Source organism: Streptococcus oralis (assembly GCF_003942875.1).
Lineage (GTDB): Bacteria > Bacillota > Bacilli > Lactobacillales > Streptococcaceae > Streptococcus > Streptococcus oralis_BX.
The window spans coordinates 162,429-180,358 of sequence record NZ_RMVK01000001.1 but is presented as its reverse complement, the minus strand read 5'-3'; the positions used below and the strand labels follow the sequence as shown (position 1 = coordinate 180,358).

Annotated in this window: 8 protein-coding genes; all 8 read left to right on the top strand. The window is 40.4% G+C overall.

Going from position 1 to position 17,930, the window contains the following annotated elements; translation table 11 throughout:
• The first annotated feature begins 45 nt into the window (after positions 1-45).
• The 8 genes from D8844_RS00895 (at position 46) to D8844_RS00860 (ending at position 17,735) form a co-directional block, all read left to right on the top strand.
• Entirely contained in the window at positions 46-909 is an 864-nt protein-coding gene (locus D8844_RS00895) for a helix-turn-helix domain-containing protein (RefSeq protein WP_044021065.1), read from the top strand.
• 86 nt (positions 910-995) lie between these two features.
• Positions 996-5,723, top strand: a complete 4,728-nt coding sequence (locus tag D8844_RS00890; protein WP_125421158.1) for a glycoside hydrolase family 70 protein — start codon at positions 996-998, stop codon at positions 5,721-5,723.
• Positions 5,724-6,183: 460 nt separating this feature from the next.
• Positions 6,184-6,747: an HAD-IA family hydrolase gene (locus D8844_RS00885; RefSeq protein ID WP_008278047.1), complete on the top strand. Its 564-nt coding sequence runs from the start codon at positions 6,184-6,186 to the stop codon at positions 6,745-6,747.
• A gap of 13 nt (positions 6,748-6,760) precedes the next feature.
• Positions 6,761-8,707 carry a DNA topoisomerase (ATP-hydrolyzing) subunit B gene (gene gyrB, locus D8844_RS00880; protein WP_125421155.1) on the top strand — a complete coding sequence of 649 codons (1,947 nt, stop codon included), beginning with the start codon at positions 6,761-6,763 and terminating at the stop codon, positions 8,705-8,707.
• An 80-nt stretch (positions 8,708-8,787) separates the two neighbouring features.
• Complete coding sequence (gene ezrA, locus D8844_RS00875; protein ID WP_070799981.1) at positions 8,788-10,515, top strand: septation ring formation regulator EzrA; 1,728 nt, start codon at positions 8,788-8,790, stop codon at positions 10,513-10,515.
• Positions 10,516-10,618: 103 nt separating this feature from the next.
• Positions 10,619-12,010: a peptidoglycan-N-acetylglucosamine deacetylase PgdA gene (gene pgdA, locus D8844_RS00870; protein WP_125421152.1), complete on the top strand. Its 1,392-nt coding sequence runs from the start codon at positions 10,619-10,621 to the stop codon at positions 12,008-12,010.
• 81 nt (positions 12,011-12,091) lie between these two features.
• Entirely contained in the window at positions 12,092-12,934 is an 843-nt protein-coding gene (locus tag D8844_RS00865; RefSeq protein ID WP_125421149.1) for an aldo/keto reductase, read from the top strand.
• 289 nt (positions 12,935-13,223) lie between these two features.
• Positions 13,224-17,735, top strand: coding sequence for a S8 family serine peptidase (locus D8844_RS00860; protein ID WP_125421146.1), 4,512 nt, complete (start codon positions 13,224-13,226; stop codon positions 17,733-17,735).
• The last annotated feature ends 195 nt before the right edge of the window (positions 17,736-17,930 follow it).

Sequence of the window (17,930 nt, the reverse complement as noted above, 5' to 3'; positions counted from 1 at the left end):
AAAATTAGTAAGAATTTTTTGCATATACGAAACTGGGGGAGTGATATGTTGGAAACTTTCGGAAAAATATTCAAAGTCATTAGAGAATCAAAAAAAATGTCCCTGAAAGAGGTGGCTGCTGGTGATATTTCCGTGGCTCAGCTATCCCGTTTTGAACGGGGAGTTAATGGAATCACACTTGATTCTTTTTATTGTTGTTTAAAAAATATGGCCGTTTCCCTAGAGGAGTTTCAGTATGTTTACCATAATTACATTGATTCAGATGATGTGCTGTTCTCAAAAAAAGTAGCTGATGCATATCAGGAAAACAATGTTGTCAAGCTCCAAAATATTTTGTCAAGCTCAGAAGCTTTGACCGAACAGTTTCCTGAGAAAAAAAACTATAAACTCAATACGATTATTGTCAGGGCCCTCTTGTCCTCCTGTTGCTCAGATTTTCAGATTAGCAAGAAGGATATAGAATTTCTGACGGATCATCTCTTTTCTGTTGAGGAGTGGGGGCGTTATGAACTCTGGCTCTTTACAAACAGTGTTGATTTGATGACCTTGGAAACGCTGGAAACCTTTGCTAGTGAGATGATCAATCGTACCCAGTTTTATAACAACCTACCTGAAAATCGCCGCCGTATTATCAAGATGCTACTTAATGTCATTAGCGTCTGTATAGAAGGAAACCATCTGCTAGTTGCTATGAGGTTTCTCAATTATCTCGATCACTCTAAAATTCCTGAAACAGATCTATATGATCGAACGCTGATTAAGTATCATAGGGCTCTGTATGCATACAAGGTTGGGAATACTAATGCTCTCAGTGACATCGAGCAATGCCTATCTTTTTTTGAATTTTTAGATTCCTTTGGTGTTGCCCAAAAGCTTAAAGAACAGTTTGAAAGAATTTGCCTTTCATAGTTGTAGATGTGCAACAAAAAATGATCGTTTTGAAAAATATACTAGAATAAGAGCATAACTTTATACTAAATTCAGAAGGAGGCTTTATGATGGAGAAAAAGATTCATTATAAGATGCATAAAGTTAAGAAAAACTGGGTAGCCATTGCTTTGACTACCTTGGCCCTTATTGTAGCACCAAAGGTACTTGGTCTAGAACCAGGCGTTGTCCATGCGGATGATGTAAAGCAGGTTGTAGTTCAAGAACCTGCTACAGCTCAGACTAGTGGTCCGGGTCAGCAAACTCCAGCCCAAGCTAACGTAGCTTCTGAGAAAGAAGTAGAAAAAGCAACCCCTGCAGACAAGGTGACAGGCGATGTTGCTGCTAGTGAAAAACCTGCTAAACCAGCAGAAAATACGGAAGCAACAGTTCAAACCAATGCTCAAGAGCCTGCTAAACCAGCAGATACGAAAGAAGCATCTACAGAAAAGGCTGCTGTTGCTGAAGAAGTTAAAGCTGCTAATGCAATCACAGAAACTCCTAAAACAGAAGTAGCAGAGCAGAATAAACAAGCAGGGCCAACAACTGCCCAAGACCAAGAAGGCGGCAAACGAGAAAAATCGGCTGTTGAAGACAAGATTGTTGCAAATCCAAAGGTTGCAAAGAAAGATCGCTTGCCTGAACCTGCTCAAAAACAAGGAGCAGTAGCTGAAAGAATGGTGGCAGCTCAGGCTCAACCTGCACCTGTAAATGCTGACCATGATGATGATGTCCTATCTCATATCAAGACCATTGATGGTAAAAATTACTATGTTCAGGACGATGGTACAGTTAAAAAGAACTTTGCAGTTGAACTTAATGGGAGAATACTTTATTTTGATGCAGAAACTGGTGCATTAGTTGATTCAAATGAATATCAGTTCCAACAAGGAACCAGCAGTCTCAATAATGAATTCTCCCAAAAGAATGCTTTCTATGGTACGACTGACAAGGATATTGAAACTGTAGACGGTTATTTGACAGCAGATAGCTGGTATCGTCCAAAGTTCATCTTAAAAGATGGAAAAACATGGACGGCTTCGACAGAAACAGACTTGCGTCCTCTTTTGATGGCTTGGTGGCCTGATAAACGTACTCAGATTAATTACCTCAACTATATGAACCAGCAAGGTCTGGGAGCAGGTGCTTTTGAAAACAAAGTAGAACAAGCTCTCCTGACAGGAGCTTCTCAGCAGGTTCAGCGCAAAATTGAGGAAAAAATTGGTAAAGAAGGCGATACCAAATGGTTGAGAACGCTGATGGGTGCCTTTGTCAAAACCCAGCCAAACTGGAATATCAAGTCAGAGTCTGAAACAACTGGTACTAAAAAGGACCACTTGCAGGGTGGAGCTTTGCTTTATACTAATAATGAGAAGAGCTCTCATGCTGACTCTAAGTTCCGTCTGCTTAACCGTACCCCTACTAGTCAAACAGGTACACCTAAGTACTTTATTGACAAGTCAAACGGTGGTTATGAGTTCTTGCTCGCTAACGACTTTGACAACTCTAATCCAGCTGTTCAGGCCGAACAACTCAACTGGTTGCATTTTATGATGAACTTTGGAAGCATTGTAGCCAATGATCCGACTGCTAATTTTGATGGAGTTCGTGTCGATGCGGTGGACAATGTCAACGCAGACTTGCTCCAAATCGCATCTGACTACTTCAAGTCTCGCTACAAGGTGGGAGAAAGTGAAGAAGAAGCCATCAAGCATTTGTCTATCTTGGAAGCTTGGTCTGATAACGATCCTGACTACAACAAAGATACTAAAGGTGCTCAACTAGCAATTGACAACAAGCTACGCTTGTCCTTGCTTTATTCATTCATGCGTAATCTATCTATCCGTAGCGGAGTAGAGCCAACGATTACAAATAGTCTAAATGATCGTTCTTCTGAAAAGAAAAATGGCGAACGAATGGCTAACTATATCTTTGTTCGGGCTCATGACAGTGAAGTACAAACCGTTATTGCCGACATCATCCGAGAAAATATCAATCCAAACACGGATGGTTTGACCTTTACCATGGATGAACTCAAGCAAGCCTTCAAGATCTACAACGAAGATATGCGCAAGGCAGACAAGAAGTATACGCAGTTCAACATCCCAACTGCTCATGCCCTCATGCTCTCCAATAAAGACTCTATCACTCGGGTCTACTATGGTGACCTCTATACCGATGATGGTCAATACATGGAGAAAAAATCTCCTTACCACGACGCTATCGATGCCTTGTTGCGTGCTCGTATTAAGTATGTAGCAGGTGGACAAGACATGAAAGTCACATATATGGGTGTACCTCGTGAGGCTGATAAATGGTCTTACAATGGTATTTTAACGTCTGTTCGCTATGGTACTGGTGCCAATGAAGCAACAGATGAAGGAACAGCAGAAACTCGTACTCAAGGGATGGCAGTTATTGCTTCAAACAACCCTAACCTTAAGTTAAATGTATGGGATAAACTGCAAGTCAATATGGGAGCAGCCCACAAGAATCAATACTATCGCCCTGTACTTTTGACGACCAAAGATGGTATTTCCCGCTATCTAACTGACGAAGAAGTGCCGCAATCGCTCTGGAAGAAGACAGATGCTAATGGTATTTTGACCTTTGATATGAATGATATCGCAGGCTACAGCAATGTACAGGTTTCTGGTTATCTGGCTGTTTGGGTACCAGTTGGCGCTAAGGCAGATCAGGATGCTCGTACAACAGCTAGCAAGAAGAAAAATGCTAGTGGTCAGGTCTACGAATCTAGCGCAGCTCTTGATTCTCAGTTGATTTACGAAGGCTTCTCTAACTTCCAAGACTTTGCAACCCGCGATGACCAATATACCAATAAAGTCATTGCTAAAAATGTCAACCTCTTCAAGGAATGGGGAGTAACTTCATTTGAGCTACCACCTCAGTATGTATCTAGTCAAGACGGTACTTTCTTAGATTCTATCATTCAGAATGGTTATGCCTTTGAAGACCGCTACGATATGGCGATGAGCAAGAACAATAAATATGGTTCTTTAAAAGATTTGCTCAATGCTCTTCGTGCGCTTCACAGTGTCAATATCCAAGCCATTGCGGACTGGGTACCAGACCAAATCTATAACCTACCAGGTAAGGAAGTGGTAACAGCAACACGTGTCAATAACTATGGAACCTACCGTGAAGGTTCAGAAATCAAGGAAAAACTCTATGTAGCTAATAGTAAAACTAATGGGACTGATTTCCAAGGTAAGTACGGTGGGGCCTTCTTGGATGAGCTTAAAGCTAAATATCCAGAGATCTTTGAACGAGTACAGATTTCCAATGGTCAAAAGATGAGAACAGATGAGAAGATTACCAAGTGGTCGGCTAAGTACTTTAATGGTACCAATATCTTAGGTCGTGGTGCTTACTATGTTCTTAAAGACTGGGCTAGCAACGACTACCTCACTAACAAAAATGGCGATATAGTATTGCCTAAGCAATTAGTTAATAAGAATGCTTATACAGGATTTGTTAGTGATGCCAATGGTACTAAGTTCTATTCAACTAGTGGTTATCAAGCTAAAAATTCCTTTATCCAAGATGAAAATGGAAATTGGTATTACTTCGATAAACGAGGTTATCTTGTAACAGGTGCTCATGAAATTGATGGCAAGCACGTTTATTTCTTGAAGAATGGTATTCAACTTCGTGATTCTATCCGTGAAGATGAAAACGGTAATCAGTACTACTATGATCAAACTGGTGCCCAAGTTCTCAACCGTTACTACACTACTGATGGTGAAAACTGGCGTTACTTTGATGCCAAGGGCGTTATGGCTCGAGGTCTTGTCAAGATAGGAGATGGACAGCAATTCTTTGATGAAAACGGCTATCAGGTTAAGGGCAAGATTGTGAGTGCTAAGGATGGCAAACTTCGTTACTTTGACAAGGATTCAGGAAATGCTGTTATTAATCGTTTTGCTCAGGGTGATAATCCAAGTGATTGGTACTATTTCGGAGCAGATGGAGTTGCTGTGACAGGTCTTCAAAAGATTGGTCAACAAACACTTTACTTTGACCAAGATGGCAAGCAAGTCAAGGGTAAAATCGTGACACTTTCAGATAAGAGTATCCGTTACTTTGATGCCAACTCAGGAGAAATGGCAGTCGGCAAGTTTGCAGAAGGTGCCAAGAGCGAATGGTATTACTTTGACCAAGCTGGTAAAGCAGTGACAGGTCTTCAAAAGATTGGCAAACAAACACTTTACTTTGACCAAGATGGTAAACAAGTCAAGGGTAAAGTAGTAACTTTAGCTGATAAATCCATCCGTTACTTTGATGCCAACTCAGGAGAAATGGCAGTCGGCAAGTTTGCAGAAGGTGCCAAGAACGAATGGTATTACTTTGACCAAACTGGTAAAGCAGTGACAGGTCTTCAAAAGATTGGCAAACAAACACTTTACTTCGACCAAGATGGCAAGCAAGTCAAGGGTAAAATCGTGACACTTTCAGATAAGAGTATCCGTTACTTTGATGCTAACTCAGGAGAGATGGCAACCGACAAGTTTGTCGAAGGTTCCCCAAATGAGTGGTATTATTTTGATCAAGCTGGAAAAGCAGTGACAGGCTTGCAGCAGGTTGGTCAACAGACTCTCTATTTCACGCAAGACGGCAAGCAAGTCAAAGGAAAAGTTGTTGATGTGAATGGGGTTAGTCGATATTTCGATGCCAATTCAGGGGATATGGCTCGAAGCAAATGGATTCAACTTGAAGATGGAAGTTGGATGTATTTTGACCGCGATGGTAGAGGTCAAAACTTCGGAAGAAACTAATCGAATGTAGCTCAATAAAAATCAAGCTTTATCTGATGATATACAAAAACGATAACACCTTAAAAGGATGTTATCGTTTTTTGCCTGTTTGGAGAATAAATTACAATTGAAAGGAAAGATGGAATCATTGGAAACTGTGATGAATTAACAATAGATTCCATATTGGAATAATCTTTTTCTGCTTTCTAATTTGATATTCAAAGCAATGAGGATTCTAATTTTAAAGTTTTGAAATCCAAAAGCGTTTCGTTTGCGAATAATGACGCGGTTGTTAGTAGTTTCTATTTTTTAGTTTGTACATTTGAGATAAGAAAGATTTTGCTTGATCATTCATAGAGGAGCTACTCTTCACAAAAAGGCTCCATCGATGCAATCGTGTTTTACTCTCTATAGAAATTATAGAGCCGAAAAATCTAGGAAATCATCGCTTTTTTCATAAAAAAATGGTATAATGAAGGGTATGAAATATCACGACTATATATGGGATTTAGGTGGTACCCTATTGGATAATTATGAGACTTCTACTGCAGCCTTTGTAGAAACCTTAGCCCAATACGGAATAGAGCAAGAACACGACCGAGTCTACGAAGCTTTGAAGGTTTCGACAGCTTTTGCCATCGAGAAGTTTGCACCAGATATCGAGGATTTTTTAGAGAACTATAAAGAAAATGAAGCGCGTGAGCTAGAACATCCAGTTTTGTTTGAGGGAATTCCAGAATTACTCAAAGACATTTCGGACAAGGGTGGTCGCCATTTCTTGGTTTCTCATCGAAATGACCAAGTTCTAGAACTTCTTGCTAAGACCCAGATAGCGAACTACTTCACCGAGGTGGTGACTGCCAGTTCTGGCTTTAAACGAAAACCAGATCCTGAGTCCATGATTTATTTACGTGATAAATATCATATTACATCTGGTTTGGTCATTGGTGACAGAAATATTGATGTAGAAGCAGGTAAAGCTGCTGGCTTAGATGCCTATCTTTTTAATAACGTTGCGACATTGAGACAAGCAATAGACATGTAAGAAAAGGGAAAAAATGACAGAAGAAATCAAAAATCAACAGGCACAAGATTATGATGCCAGTCAAATTCAAGTTTTGGAGGGACTTGAAGCTGTTCGTATGCGTCCAGGTATGTATATTGGATCGACTTCAAAAGAAGGTCTTCACCATCTAGTATGGGAAATCGTTGATAACTCAATTGACGAAGCCCTAGCTGGATTTGCCAGTCACATCCAAGTCTTTATAGAGCCAGATAACTCCATCACCGTTGTGGATGATGGGCGTGGAATTCCTGTTGATATTCAGGAAAAAACAGGACGTCCCGCTGTTGAGACCGTTTTTACAGTTCTTCACGCTGGAGGAAAATTCGGTGGTGGCGGATACAAGGTTTCAGGTGGATTGCACGGTGTAGGTTCATCAGTAGTAAATGCCCTCTCAACTCAACTAGATGTTCATGTTCATAAAAACGGTAAGATTCATTACCAAGAATACCGTCGTGGTCATGTTGTTGCTGATCTTGAGGTGGTTGGAGATACGGATAAAACGGGAACAACAGTTCACTTCACACCAGATCCAGAGATTTTTACAGAAACAACAACTTTTGATTTTGATAAATTAAACAAACGTGTTCAAGAATTAGCCTTTTTGAACCGAGGTCTTCGAATCTCCATCACAGATAAGCGTGAAGGTATCGAACAAACCAAGCATTACCATTATGAGGGTGGGATTGCTAGCTACGTTGAGTATATCAACGAAAATAAGGATGTTATCTTTGACAATCCAATCTATACAGATGGAGAAATGGATGACATTACTGTTGAAGTAGCCATGCAGTACACAACCGGTTACCACGAAAATGTCATGAGTTTCGCCAATAACATTCACACCCATGAAGGTGGTACGCATGAGCAAGGTTTCCGTACAGCGCTGACACGTGTTATCAATGACTATGCTCGCAAGAATAAGCTACTAAAAGACAATGAAGATAACCTAACAGGGGAAGATGTCCGTGAAGGCTTGACTGCAGTTATCTCAGTTAAGCATCCAAACCCGCAGTTTGAAGGACAAACCAAGACCAAACTGGGGAATAGTGAAGTAGTCAAGATTACCAATCGCCTCTTCAGCGATGCCTTTTCTGATTTCCTCATGGAAAATCCACAGATCGCCAAGCGTATCGTGGAAAAAGGAATCTTGGCTGCCAAGGCTCGTGTAGCTGCCAAGCGTGCGCGTGAAGTCACACGCAAGAAATCTGGCTTGGAAATTTCCAATTTGCCAGGAAAACTAGCAGACTGTTCTTCTAACAACCCTGCTGAAACCGAACTCTTCATCGTCGAAGGAGACTCAGCTGGTGGATCAGCCAAATCTGGTCGTAACCGTGAGTTCCAGGCTATCCTTCCAATTCGTGGTAAGATCTTGAACGTTGAAAAGGCTAGTATGGATAAAATCCTTGCCAACGAAGAAATTCGGAGCCTTTTCACAGCCATGGGAACAGGATTTGGTGCAGAATTTGATGTTACTAAGGCTCGTTACCAAAAACTCGTTTTGATGACCGATGCCGATGTTGATGGAGCCCACATTCGAACACTCCTGCTAACCTTGATTTACCGCTACATGAAACCAATCTTAGAGGCTGGTTATGTCTACATTGCCCAACCACCGATTTATGGGGTTAAAGTTGGAAGTGAGATCAAAGAATACATTCAACCTGGTGCAGATCAAGAAATTAAACTCCAAGAAGCCTTAGCACGTCATAGTGAAGGGCGTTCAAAACCAACCATCCAACGTTATAAAGGTTTGGGAGAAATGGATGACCACCAATTGTGGGAAACAACCATGGATCCAGAACATCGCTTGATGGCGCGTGTTTCGGTAGATGATGCTGCCGAAGCAGATAAGATCTTTGATATGTTGATGGGGGACCGAGTAGAACCTCGTCGCGAATTCATCGAAGAAAACGCTGTTTACAGTACACTTGACGTCTAAAAAATGTGGGAAATAGTTCCCTTGGTTTAAAAAATATGATATAATCATTACGATTGTTTCTAGTATAAAAGGAGTTTGATATGTCTAATGGACAACTAATTTATCTAATGGTTGCGATTGCAGTCATTCTGATCTTAGCTTATGTAACAGCTATCTTTTTACGTAAGCGTAATGTAAGCAGATTAACGGCCCTTGAAGAAAGAAAAGAAGAACTCTACAACCTTCCTGTAAATGATGAGGTTGAAGCCGTTAAAAACATGCACTTGATTGGTCAAAGTCAGGTGACCTTCCGTGAATGGAATCAAAAATGGGTTGATTTATCTCTGAACTCATTTGCTGATATTGAAAATCACCTCTTTGAAGCTGAAAGCTACAATAATTCTTTCCGTTTCTTTAAAGCAGCTCACAAGATTGATCAAATTGAAAGCCAAATCGGCTTGATTGAAGAAGATATTGCAGCTATTCGCAATGCCCTTTCTGAACTCGAAAAACAAGAATCTAAGAATAGTGGCCGTGTCCTTCATGCCTTGGACTTGTTTGAATCCCTTCAACATACCGTTGCAGAAGATTCGGAGAAATATGGTAAGGCCCTTCCTGAGATTGAGAAACAATTGGAAAACATCCAATCTGAATTCTCTCAATTTGTTACCCTAAATTCATCAGGTGACCCGGTTGAAGCCGCAGCAATTCTTGATTCAACTGAAAATCATATTCTCGCTTTGACACACATCGTTGAGCGAATTCCAGCTCTTGTTGAAACCTTGACAAAGGAACTGCCAGAACAATTGGCAGATTTGGAAGAAGGCTATCGCAAGCTGTTGGATGCCAACTACCACTTTACAGAAACAGATATTGAATCCCGTTTCCAACTTTTGCATGAGTCTTTGAAAAATAATCAAGAAAATATTCGTCAGTTGGAATTGGACAATGCAGAGTATGAAAATAATCGCATCCAAGAAGAAATCAACGCACTTTATGATATCTTCACTCGTGAAATTGCAGCTCAAAAAGTGGTTGAAAGTCTTCTTGCTACATTACCAACTTATCTCAACCACTTGAAAGAAAATAATCAGGTGCTTGTTCAAGATCTTGAACGCTTGACTAAAACCTACCTTCTTCCTGAAAGTGATGGCAATCATGTTCGTCGCCTTCAAGCAGAATTGGCTGCACTTGATACAGCAATCATGGAAGTGACAGAGGATCAAGGTGAGTCAACACAAGCCTACTCTGCTCTTGAAGAACAGTTGGAAATGCTTCAAAGCAACCTCAAGGATATAGAGGATGAGCAAATCTCTGTTAGCGAACGACTTGCGCAAATTGAAAAAGACGACCTCAATGCTCGCCAAAAAGCAAATGTCTATGTGAACCGTTTGCATACTATCAAACGTTACATGGAGAAGAGAAACTTGCCAGGTATTCCTCAAAGTTTCTTGAAACTTTTCTTTACTGCAAGTCATAACACAGAAGATCTGATGGCAGAGTTAGAACAACCACAAGTGAATATTGAATCGGTTAAACGAATTCTTGAAATTGCAACAAATGATATGGAAGCACTTGAAACAGAAACCTATGATATCGTTCAATATGCAACCTTGACGGAGCAACTACTCCAATACTCAAACCGTTACCGTTCATTTGATGAGCGTATCCAAGAGGCCTTCAACGAAGCGCTTGAAATTTTTGAAAAAGAGTTTGACTACCAAGCGTCGTTTGAAAAAATTTCACAAGCTTTGGAAGTTGCTGAACCAGGGGTTACAAACCGTTTTGTAACTTCATATGAGAAAACACGTGAAGCGATTCGTTTTTAAAAATAGAAGCTTAGAAGATTTCTAAGCTTTTTTATTTTCCTAAAAAAAGACAGAATCCCTGTTTATCATTGAAATAATAGCCTCGATTTGATATGATGGAAATATGAAAAAAAATAGAGCGAAACGTGTTTCTCACGATAAAACGAGAAGGCTATTGCTTTCCCTTGTTGGAATCTTTGGAATTGCTACGATTCTATTAGGGAGTGCTATTGGTTATAAGCTACTACAAAAGCAATCTTACGAACAGAAAATTGAAGCGCTAAAAAGCGAAAAGGACCAGCAATTCAACACAGGTAGTCAGAAGGATCATTTCCGAAAAGGTCAAGCTGAGGTGATTGCCTACTACCCTCTACAAGGAGAGGAAGTCATTGCGTCTGTTAGAGAAAAAATCAACCAGGATATCAAAGAAAAGCTGGAAGATAAAGAGGATTTGGTCTTTTATTATACCGAGCAGTTGGATCCAGTCTTAAAGGGAGTTGTTGCTCGTAGTATCAGTAAGCAAGTCTACGATTTGTCTGCATCAAAGGTTGAAGAAAAAGAAAAGACTTCTTTAGGGAAAATTTTCTTGACTGAAGATGGGAAAGCTTTTGACCTCAGTAAACTCTTCAAAGATGCAAGTAAGGCTAAGGAACTTTTACTGAGTCAAATCAAATCAACTCTAGAAGATAAGAAACTTGACCAGGCAAAAATTGATCAAGTTATAAAGAGCTTCACAGACCAAGAATTGACATCTTGGAGCTTTGATTATAAGGATAGTCAAATCATCCTTTATCCTGCTAATGCTGGAGAGACTGTTGAGGAAATTGCTTTGCCCATATCCAGTTTCTTTGATGTCATTGAGTCCTCTTATCTATTAGAAAAGGATGCTGAACTTTACCAAGCATACTTTGCTAAGAAAAATAAAAAGGTTGTAGCCTTGACCTTTGACGATGGTCCAAATCCAACTACAACCACACAGGCTTTGGATACTTTAGCTAAATATGGTGTAAAAGCAACCTTCTTTGTACTTGGTAAAAACATTGCAGGTAATGAAAATCTTCTAAAACGAATGAAATCAGAAGGTCATGTTGTAGGAAACCACAGCTGGAGTCATCCCGTTCTTTCACAACTTTCGCTCGAAGATGCTAAAAAGCAAATCACTGATACAGAAGATTTGTTAACTCAAGTTTTAGGATCAAGCTCTAAACTGATGCGCCCACCTTATGGTGCGATCACTGATGATATTCGAAATGGCCTTGATTTAAGCTTCATCATGTGGGATGTGGATAGTTTGGACTGGAAGAGTAAAAATGAGACAGCCATTTTGACAGAGATTCAACGTCAGGTTCGCAATGGTTCCATCATCCTCATGCATGATATCCATGGTCCTTCTGTTAATTCTCTACCAAGTGTCATTGAGTATCTAAAGGGTGAAGGGTATACATTTGTGACCGTTCCTGAATTGCTCAATTCTCGCTTGAAGGCTCACGAGATCTATTATGATCGTGATCAATAATTGTTAAAATCTAAAGGAGCAAGTGTTCTGATAATCAGGATTTTGTTTCTTTAGATTTTCTTCACATAGAAAGGAAAAACGATGAAATCTTACACACTTAATAATGGAGTTTCAATTCCTGTACTAGGATTTGGAACATGGAAAGCTGAAAATGGAGAGGTAGCCTACCAAGCCGTTTTAGAAGCCTTAAAGGCTGGCTATCGTCATATCGATACTGCAGCTATCTATAAAAATGAGGAAAGTGTTGGTCGTGCTATTCGAGATAGTGGTATTCCACGACAAGAAATCTTTGTAACGACCAAACTCTGGAATACCAATCACAGCTATGATGAAGCTCGCCAAGCATTTGAAGAATCAATGGAAAAACTGGGATTGGATTATCTAGATTTGTACCTTATCCATTGGCCAAATCCAAAACCACTAAGAGAAAATGAGGCATGGAAAACTCGCAATGCCGATGTCTGGAGAGCGATGGAGGATCTGTACCAAGAAGGCAAAATCCGTGCTATCGGCGTTAGTAATTTCCTCCCCCATCATTTGGATGCCTTGCTTGAGACAGCAAGAATCATTCCGGCGGTCAATCAGGTACGCTTGGCACCAGGAGTTTATCAAGAGGAAGTGGTTGACTACTGTAGAGAGAAAGGGATTCTCTTAGAGGCTTGGGGACCATTTGGGCAAGGGGAGCTGTTTGAACAGAAAGAAGTCCAAGAAATTGCTACTAAGCATGGGAAATCAGTGGCTCAAATCGCCTTGGCTTGGAGTTTGGCAGAAGGATTTTTACCCCTACCTAAGTCAGTGACAGCCTCTCGCATCCAGAGCAATCTTGACTGTTTTGGAATTGAACTCAGCAAAGACGAGCGAGAAGTCTTAAAGATAATTTCAGTGACTTCGGGCGCACCTCGTGTGGATGAGATGGATTTTTAATTTTTAAAATCGATTTATACCGAAGTAACAAAGACTAGGAATTTTAAATCCTAGTCTTTTTGTGTATAAAAAATCTAAATTATTTGTATAATGAAATAATTTTATGGATTGAAATATAGGAACGAATTTAGAAAGCATTGGTTTGATGGAGCAAATAACACGAATGATAAAATTAAATAAGCGAAATATATACGTAAATATTACATTTTTGTGACAATTCAGATTTTTATGAAAATTTATGATTATTTGCGTTATAATAGGTATACTTTAAAGAAAAAGGAGATTATTTATGAATAGACGACAACGTTTTTCATTAAGGAAATACAAATTTGGTCTTGCTTCAGTTTTACTGGGAACTACTTTGGTTTTTGGAGCAAGTCAAGTCAGTGCCAATGAGCAGAGTACGGGTGAAAATCAAGCCCAAACTCAGGCAATCAAGACAGAGCTAAAAGACGATAAACACTCAAACTCTGCGACTGACCAAACCAATACTAATGGGATTGCACCAGTAGCTGGAGAGAAACAAGAAGCTGAAACTTCTAAAGAGGATGCTAGTAAACAAGATGCTAAGGTAGAAGCTCCGGTTGATAAAACTGCTGAAGCCCAGGAATCAGGAAAAGATAGCGCAGTTGCAAAAGAAGAAAATCAAGGTGTCGTCCAAAAAGAAACAACAGTCGCTACCAGTCCGGCGCCTGCCACAGAGAAGGCTTCTGAGTTGGAGAAAAAAGAGGCTCAAGCAACGACAGCTCCTAAAACTACTGGAGAAACGGCAACTACTGAAAAAGAACAAGAAAAAGCTGAGTCTGCAAAACCCAATAGTCTTTCAAGCAATGATATCATCACAGTACCAAAAACTTGGAAGGCTGGTTACAAGGGGACGGGGACCGTTGTTGCCATTATTGACTCTGGGCTTGATTTGAATCATGAGATTCTTCGAATTTCGGATCCGTCAAAAGCAAAATTTAAAAACAAGGAAGCCATCGAAGCAGCTAAAAAGGCTGCTGGAATCGACTACGGTAAATGGTATAGTGATAAGGTTGTCTATGCCTACGATTACTTTGACGGAACAGATAAAATCAAAGAAGAAGAAAGAACTTCTCATGGGATGCACGTAACAGGGATTGCTGCTGGAAACCCTGATAAAGAAGCACCAAATGGTGAAAAGGTCTATGGTGTTGCACCAGAAGCCCAAGTCATGTTTATGCGTGTCTTTTCAGATCGCCAAAAGACGACCAGTTCTGCTCTTTATGTAAAAGCGATTGATGACGCAGTTGCCTTGGGAGCAGATGCCATTAATATGAGTTTGGGTTCTAGTACAGGTTCTATGGTGGATGCTGGTTCTGATATTGTGGATGCCATCAAACGGGCTCGTGCCAAGGGAGTTTCTGTTCTTATCTCAGCAGGAAATAGTAATACATTCGGAAATGGTTATTCAAAACCACTAGCTGAAAACCCAGACTATGGCTTGGTTGGAAATCCATCCACTGTTGAGGATTCGATTTCAGTTGCTTCTGTCAACAATAAAACATTGACAACAGCCGTTTTTGAAGTCAAAGGTCTAGAGGGAAATGCCAGCCTTCATAACGGAAAATTTGATTATAACCAACCTGAAGCAGATAAGGACTTTGAAAAGGGAAAAGAGTACGAATACGTCGAAGCAGGCTTAGGTCGTGAAGAAGACTTTGCGAAGTTGGATTTAACTGGGAAACTTGCCCTCATTCAGCGGGGAGCCATGAATTTTTCAGAGAAGATCAAAAATGCACGAAAACACGGTGCAGTTGGTGCTTTGATCTACAATAATGTAGAAGGTGCAAACATCAATATGGCTATTGATGATGAAGCAAAGAAAATTCCTTCAGTATTTATTTCTAAACAGTATGGTGAAGCCTTAAAATCAGGAAACTACAAGATTGTTTTTAATGACAAGATGGATAATCGCCCTTCTGATGTAGCCAATCAGCTATCTGACTTTTCAAGTTGGGGAGTGACTACCGATGGACAATTGAAACCGGACGTGACAGCTCCTGGTGGCAATATCTATTCATCCTTTAATGACAATACCTATGGTAGTATCAGCGGAACCAGTATGGCGGCTCCTCACGTTACGGGTGTTGCAGTTCTTGTTAAGGAATACCTTCAAAAACACCATCCAGAATTGACTCCTGAGCAAGTATCAGAGACTGTCAAGGCCTTGATCATGTCAACTGCAAAACCACATGTTAATAAGGACACAGGCACTTATACCTCTCCTCGTCAGCAAGGTTCTGGTATTGTGGATACAGCTGCTGCAGTGTCAACAGACCTCTATGTAACGGGTGAAAATGGTTATCCAAGTGTGACTTTGGGAAATGTTGGAGACCAATTTACTTTTAAGGTTACTGTACACAACATTTCAGATACTGACCGTACTCTCAAGATGGTAGTCAATACTAATACAGACGAGGTCCAAGATGGAAAATTCACCCTTCGACCTCGAAAACTAACGGAGACAGTCTGGCCTGAAGTGACGGTCAAAGCCCACAGCAGTCAAACAGTCACTGTTAAAGTGGATGCTCGAAAATTTGCTGATCAACTCAGCAAACAAATGCCAAATGGCTATTTCCTTGAAGGTTTTGTTCGATTTGTAGATCCAGCAGATGATGGGGATGTTGTGAGTCTTGCATTTATGGGCTTCCGAGGAGAATTCCAAAATCTCCCTGCTGTTGAAAAACCAATTTACAATCTTGTCCGAGAAGGGAAAAATGGATTTTACACGGAAGTAGACAAGGAAAATCCTGCCGTTAACTACTCTAATGATGCTACCTATCTCGCAACCTTGCAAAATGACCTTCTAGTGTCTAAAGGTCAACGCCAAGGACGCCGAATTACTGTTCTTGGGATTGAACAAAATGCTGAAGGTAAGCATGTTCTTCAGTTGGACGAAAAAGGGAATGTCCGTATTGCTATTTCTCCAAACGATGATGGAAACAAAGACCTAGTTGAATACAAAACGGTTGCTTTGAGAAATCTTGTAAATCTTCGGGCAACAGTTTATGCGGCTACAGATACCAAGCATGAGCATCCTGTTTGGGAGGGCGATGCAAGGGATCTCCGTAAGAATTATTTTGATGGTGACAGTAGAAATCTGAAGAGTTATATTCTAGATAATACTGCTTGGAGAGGTCAGGATTTTAATGGCAATACCGTTGCGGATGGTTTATATGACTATGTTATCAGTTATACACCAGACGTTCCAGGAGCCAAAGAACAATACACGACCTTCAAAATTCAAATTGATACTCAAAAACCTGTCATCACAAGTGGTTATATTCGCTTTAAAGATGGAAATCAAGAATTCGTAGCTCGAAAACCAAAAGATGTCGGTCAAGGTGGTATCCTTTCAGAAAAAGTCTTCTATATCACACCATTTGACCAGAAAGGGACCATGGTTCTAACTGGGAAAGACCAGTCTGGAACTCGTGCGCTTGAAAACACCCATCTGATCAAAGCCAATGCTGATGGTAGTTATACACTTCCTAAGGATGTTGACAAGGCTAATATTTACTATCTTGTTGAGGACTATGCAGGAAATGTAGACTATATCTCACTTGCCGAACTTGTCCGCGATCAAAATAGTGGTCGAGTGAAAATTGACTTGAAGGATGCAAAAACAAACCAAGATATTGATACCCTCTACGTCTATCGAATCAAAAATAGCAAGGGACAATATGTTGATGTTGACAAGACAAAAGCGATTCATTTCTTACAGTTTGGTCATTATACAGCAGAAATTTTCAGTTATGACCGAACAGAATTGAAATTTATCAGTGCCTTATCCCAAGAGTTTGACTTGACGGAAGAAAACAGTTTCCAAACCATTACCTTCCTAGCAAATCTCCTAGAATATGCACCAGTGTCTGTTTCCTTCAACCAAGCAGTTCCAAAGACGACTACAGTAGTTCTGAAAGGAGAAGATGGGACAAGGATCACTCTTCCTGCTGAAAAATACGGTCAATACGCCTTTGGTAAGAAAGTTGCTACAGGTCGTTATACTGTAGAAGTCACCTTGCCAACTGGATATGAACTCCTTGAAGATCTCGTTTCCTTGCTCGTTCAGCCAGGTCGAAATAATGCTTTGCGTCTATCTGTTGTGTCTAAGTTGGCCTTGATTGCTGCGGTAAATCAACAAAAAGAACTGGTAGAAATGTCTCGTTACTTTAATAGTAGTGCAGATAAGAGAAAAGCTTATGACCAAGCTTTCCAAGTGGCACAGTCAGCCTTGTCAAGCAAATTAAAGCAAGAATTGATTGATGGCATTCTCGCTAGTCTTGAGGCTGCTGGTAAGGCTTTGGATGGAAAAGATTCGAACGTTACAGCCTTGAAAGAAGCTATGAAAGCTTACTACGCAACGACTAAAACTGGACGATATGCGAATGCCAAGGAAAAAGTACGTCGAGCTTATGATCGTGCCTTCCAAGAAATCGCCTTACTAGCTGTGGATCCTAAAGTTAAACAGGATCAAATTGACCAATCTCTCATTGCCCTAGCAACAGCTAAAAGCAAACTGAATGGCAAAGCTACAGACTTCTCTAGTCTAAAGAAACTGGTCAAAGATGAACGCCTTTTCCAAGAAAAGAACGCGAGATTTATCTATGCTGACAAGAAAGAAAAAGCAGCTTATCTTCTAACATTTAAAGAGGCACAGGAACTCCTTAAAGATCCAGGAGCGAGCCAAGAAGATGTCAAAGATGCCATTACAGCATTGAAACAAGCCAAGAGAAATCTACATGGCAAAAAACCAAAAGCGAAAAGACATCCTTAAACAGGACTTTCTGAAGCTTTACTATTAAATGAGTCTGGAACTTTGTTTTCAGACTCATTTTTGGTTTACACTAGCTAGAAAATCTGCTATAATACTAGCTAGGAAAGAAAGTCTTATGGCGTTCTTCAGCGAGCTTGGGGTAGTGGGAGCCAAGTAGGACAAGGTAAGAAACTGGCGCTTTCTGTCGTATTTTTA

Coding starts and splice junctions, on each gene's coding strand:
- pgdA (WP_125421152.1), top strand. CDS start 10,619: ATGAAAAAAAATAGAGCGAAACGTGTTTCTCACGATAAAACGAGAAGG.
- D8844_RS00865 (WP_125421149.1), top strand. CDS start 12,092: ATGAAATCTTACACACTTAATAATGGAGTTTCAATTCCTGTACTAGGA.
- D8844_RS00890 (WP_125421158.1), top strand. CDS start 996: ATGATGGAGAAAAAGATTCATTATAAGATGCATAAAGTTAAGAAAAAC.
- gyrB (WP_125421155.1), top strand. CDS start 6,761: ATGACAGAAGAAATCAAAAATCAACAGGCACAAGATTATGATGCCAGT.
- D8844_RS00895 (WP_044021065.1), top strand. CDS start 46: ATGTTGGAAACTTTCGGAAAAATATTCAAAGTCATTAGAGAATCAAAA.
- D8844_RS00885 (WP_008278047.1), top strand. CDS start 6,184: ATGAAATATCACGACTATATATGGGATTTAGGTGGTACCCTATTGGAT.
- D8844_RS00860 (WP_125421146.1), top strand. CDS start 13,224: ATGAATAGACGACAACGTTTTTCATTAAGGAAATACAAATTTGGTCTT.
- ezrA (WP_070799981.1), top strand. CDS start 8,788: ATGTCTAATGGACAACTAATTTATCTAATGGTTGCGATTGCAGTCATT.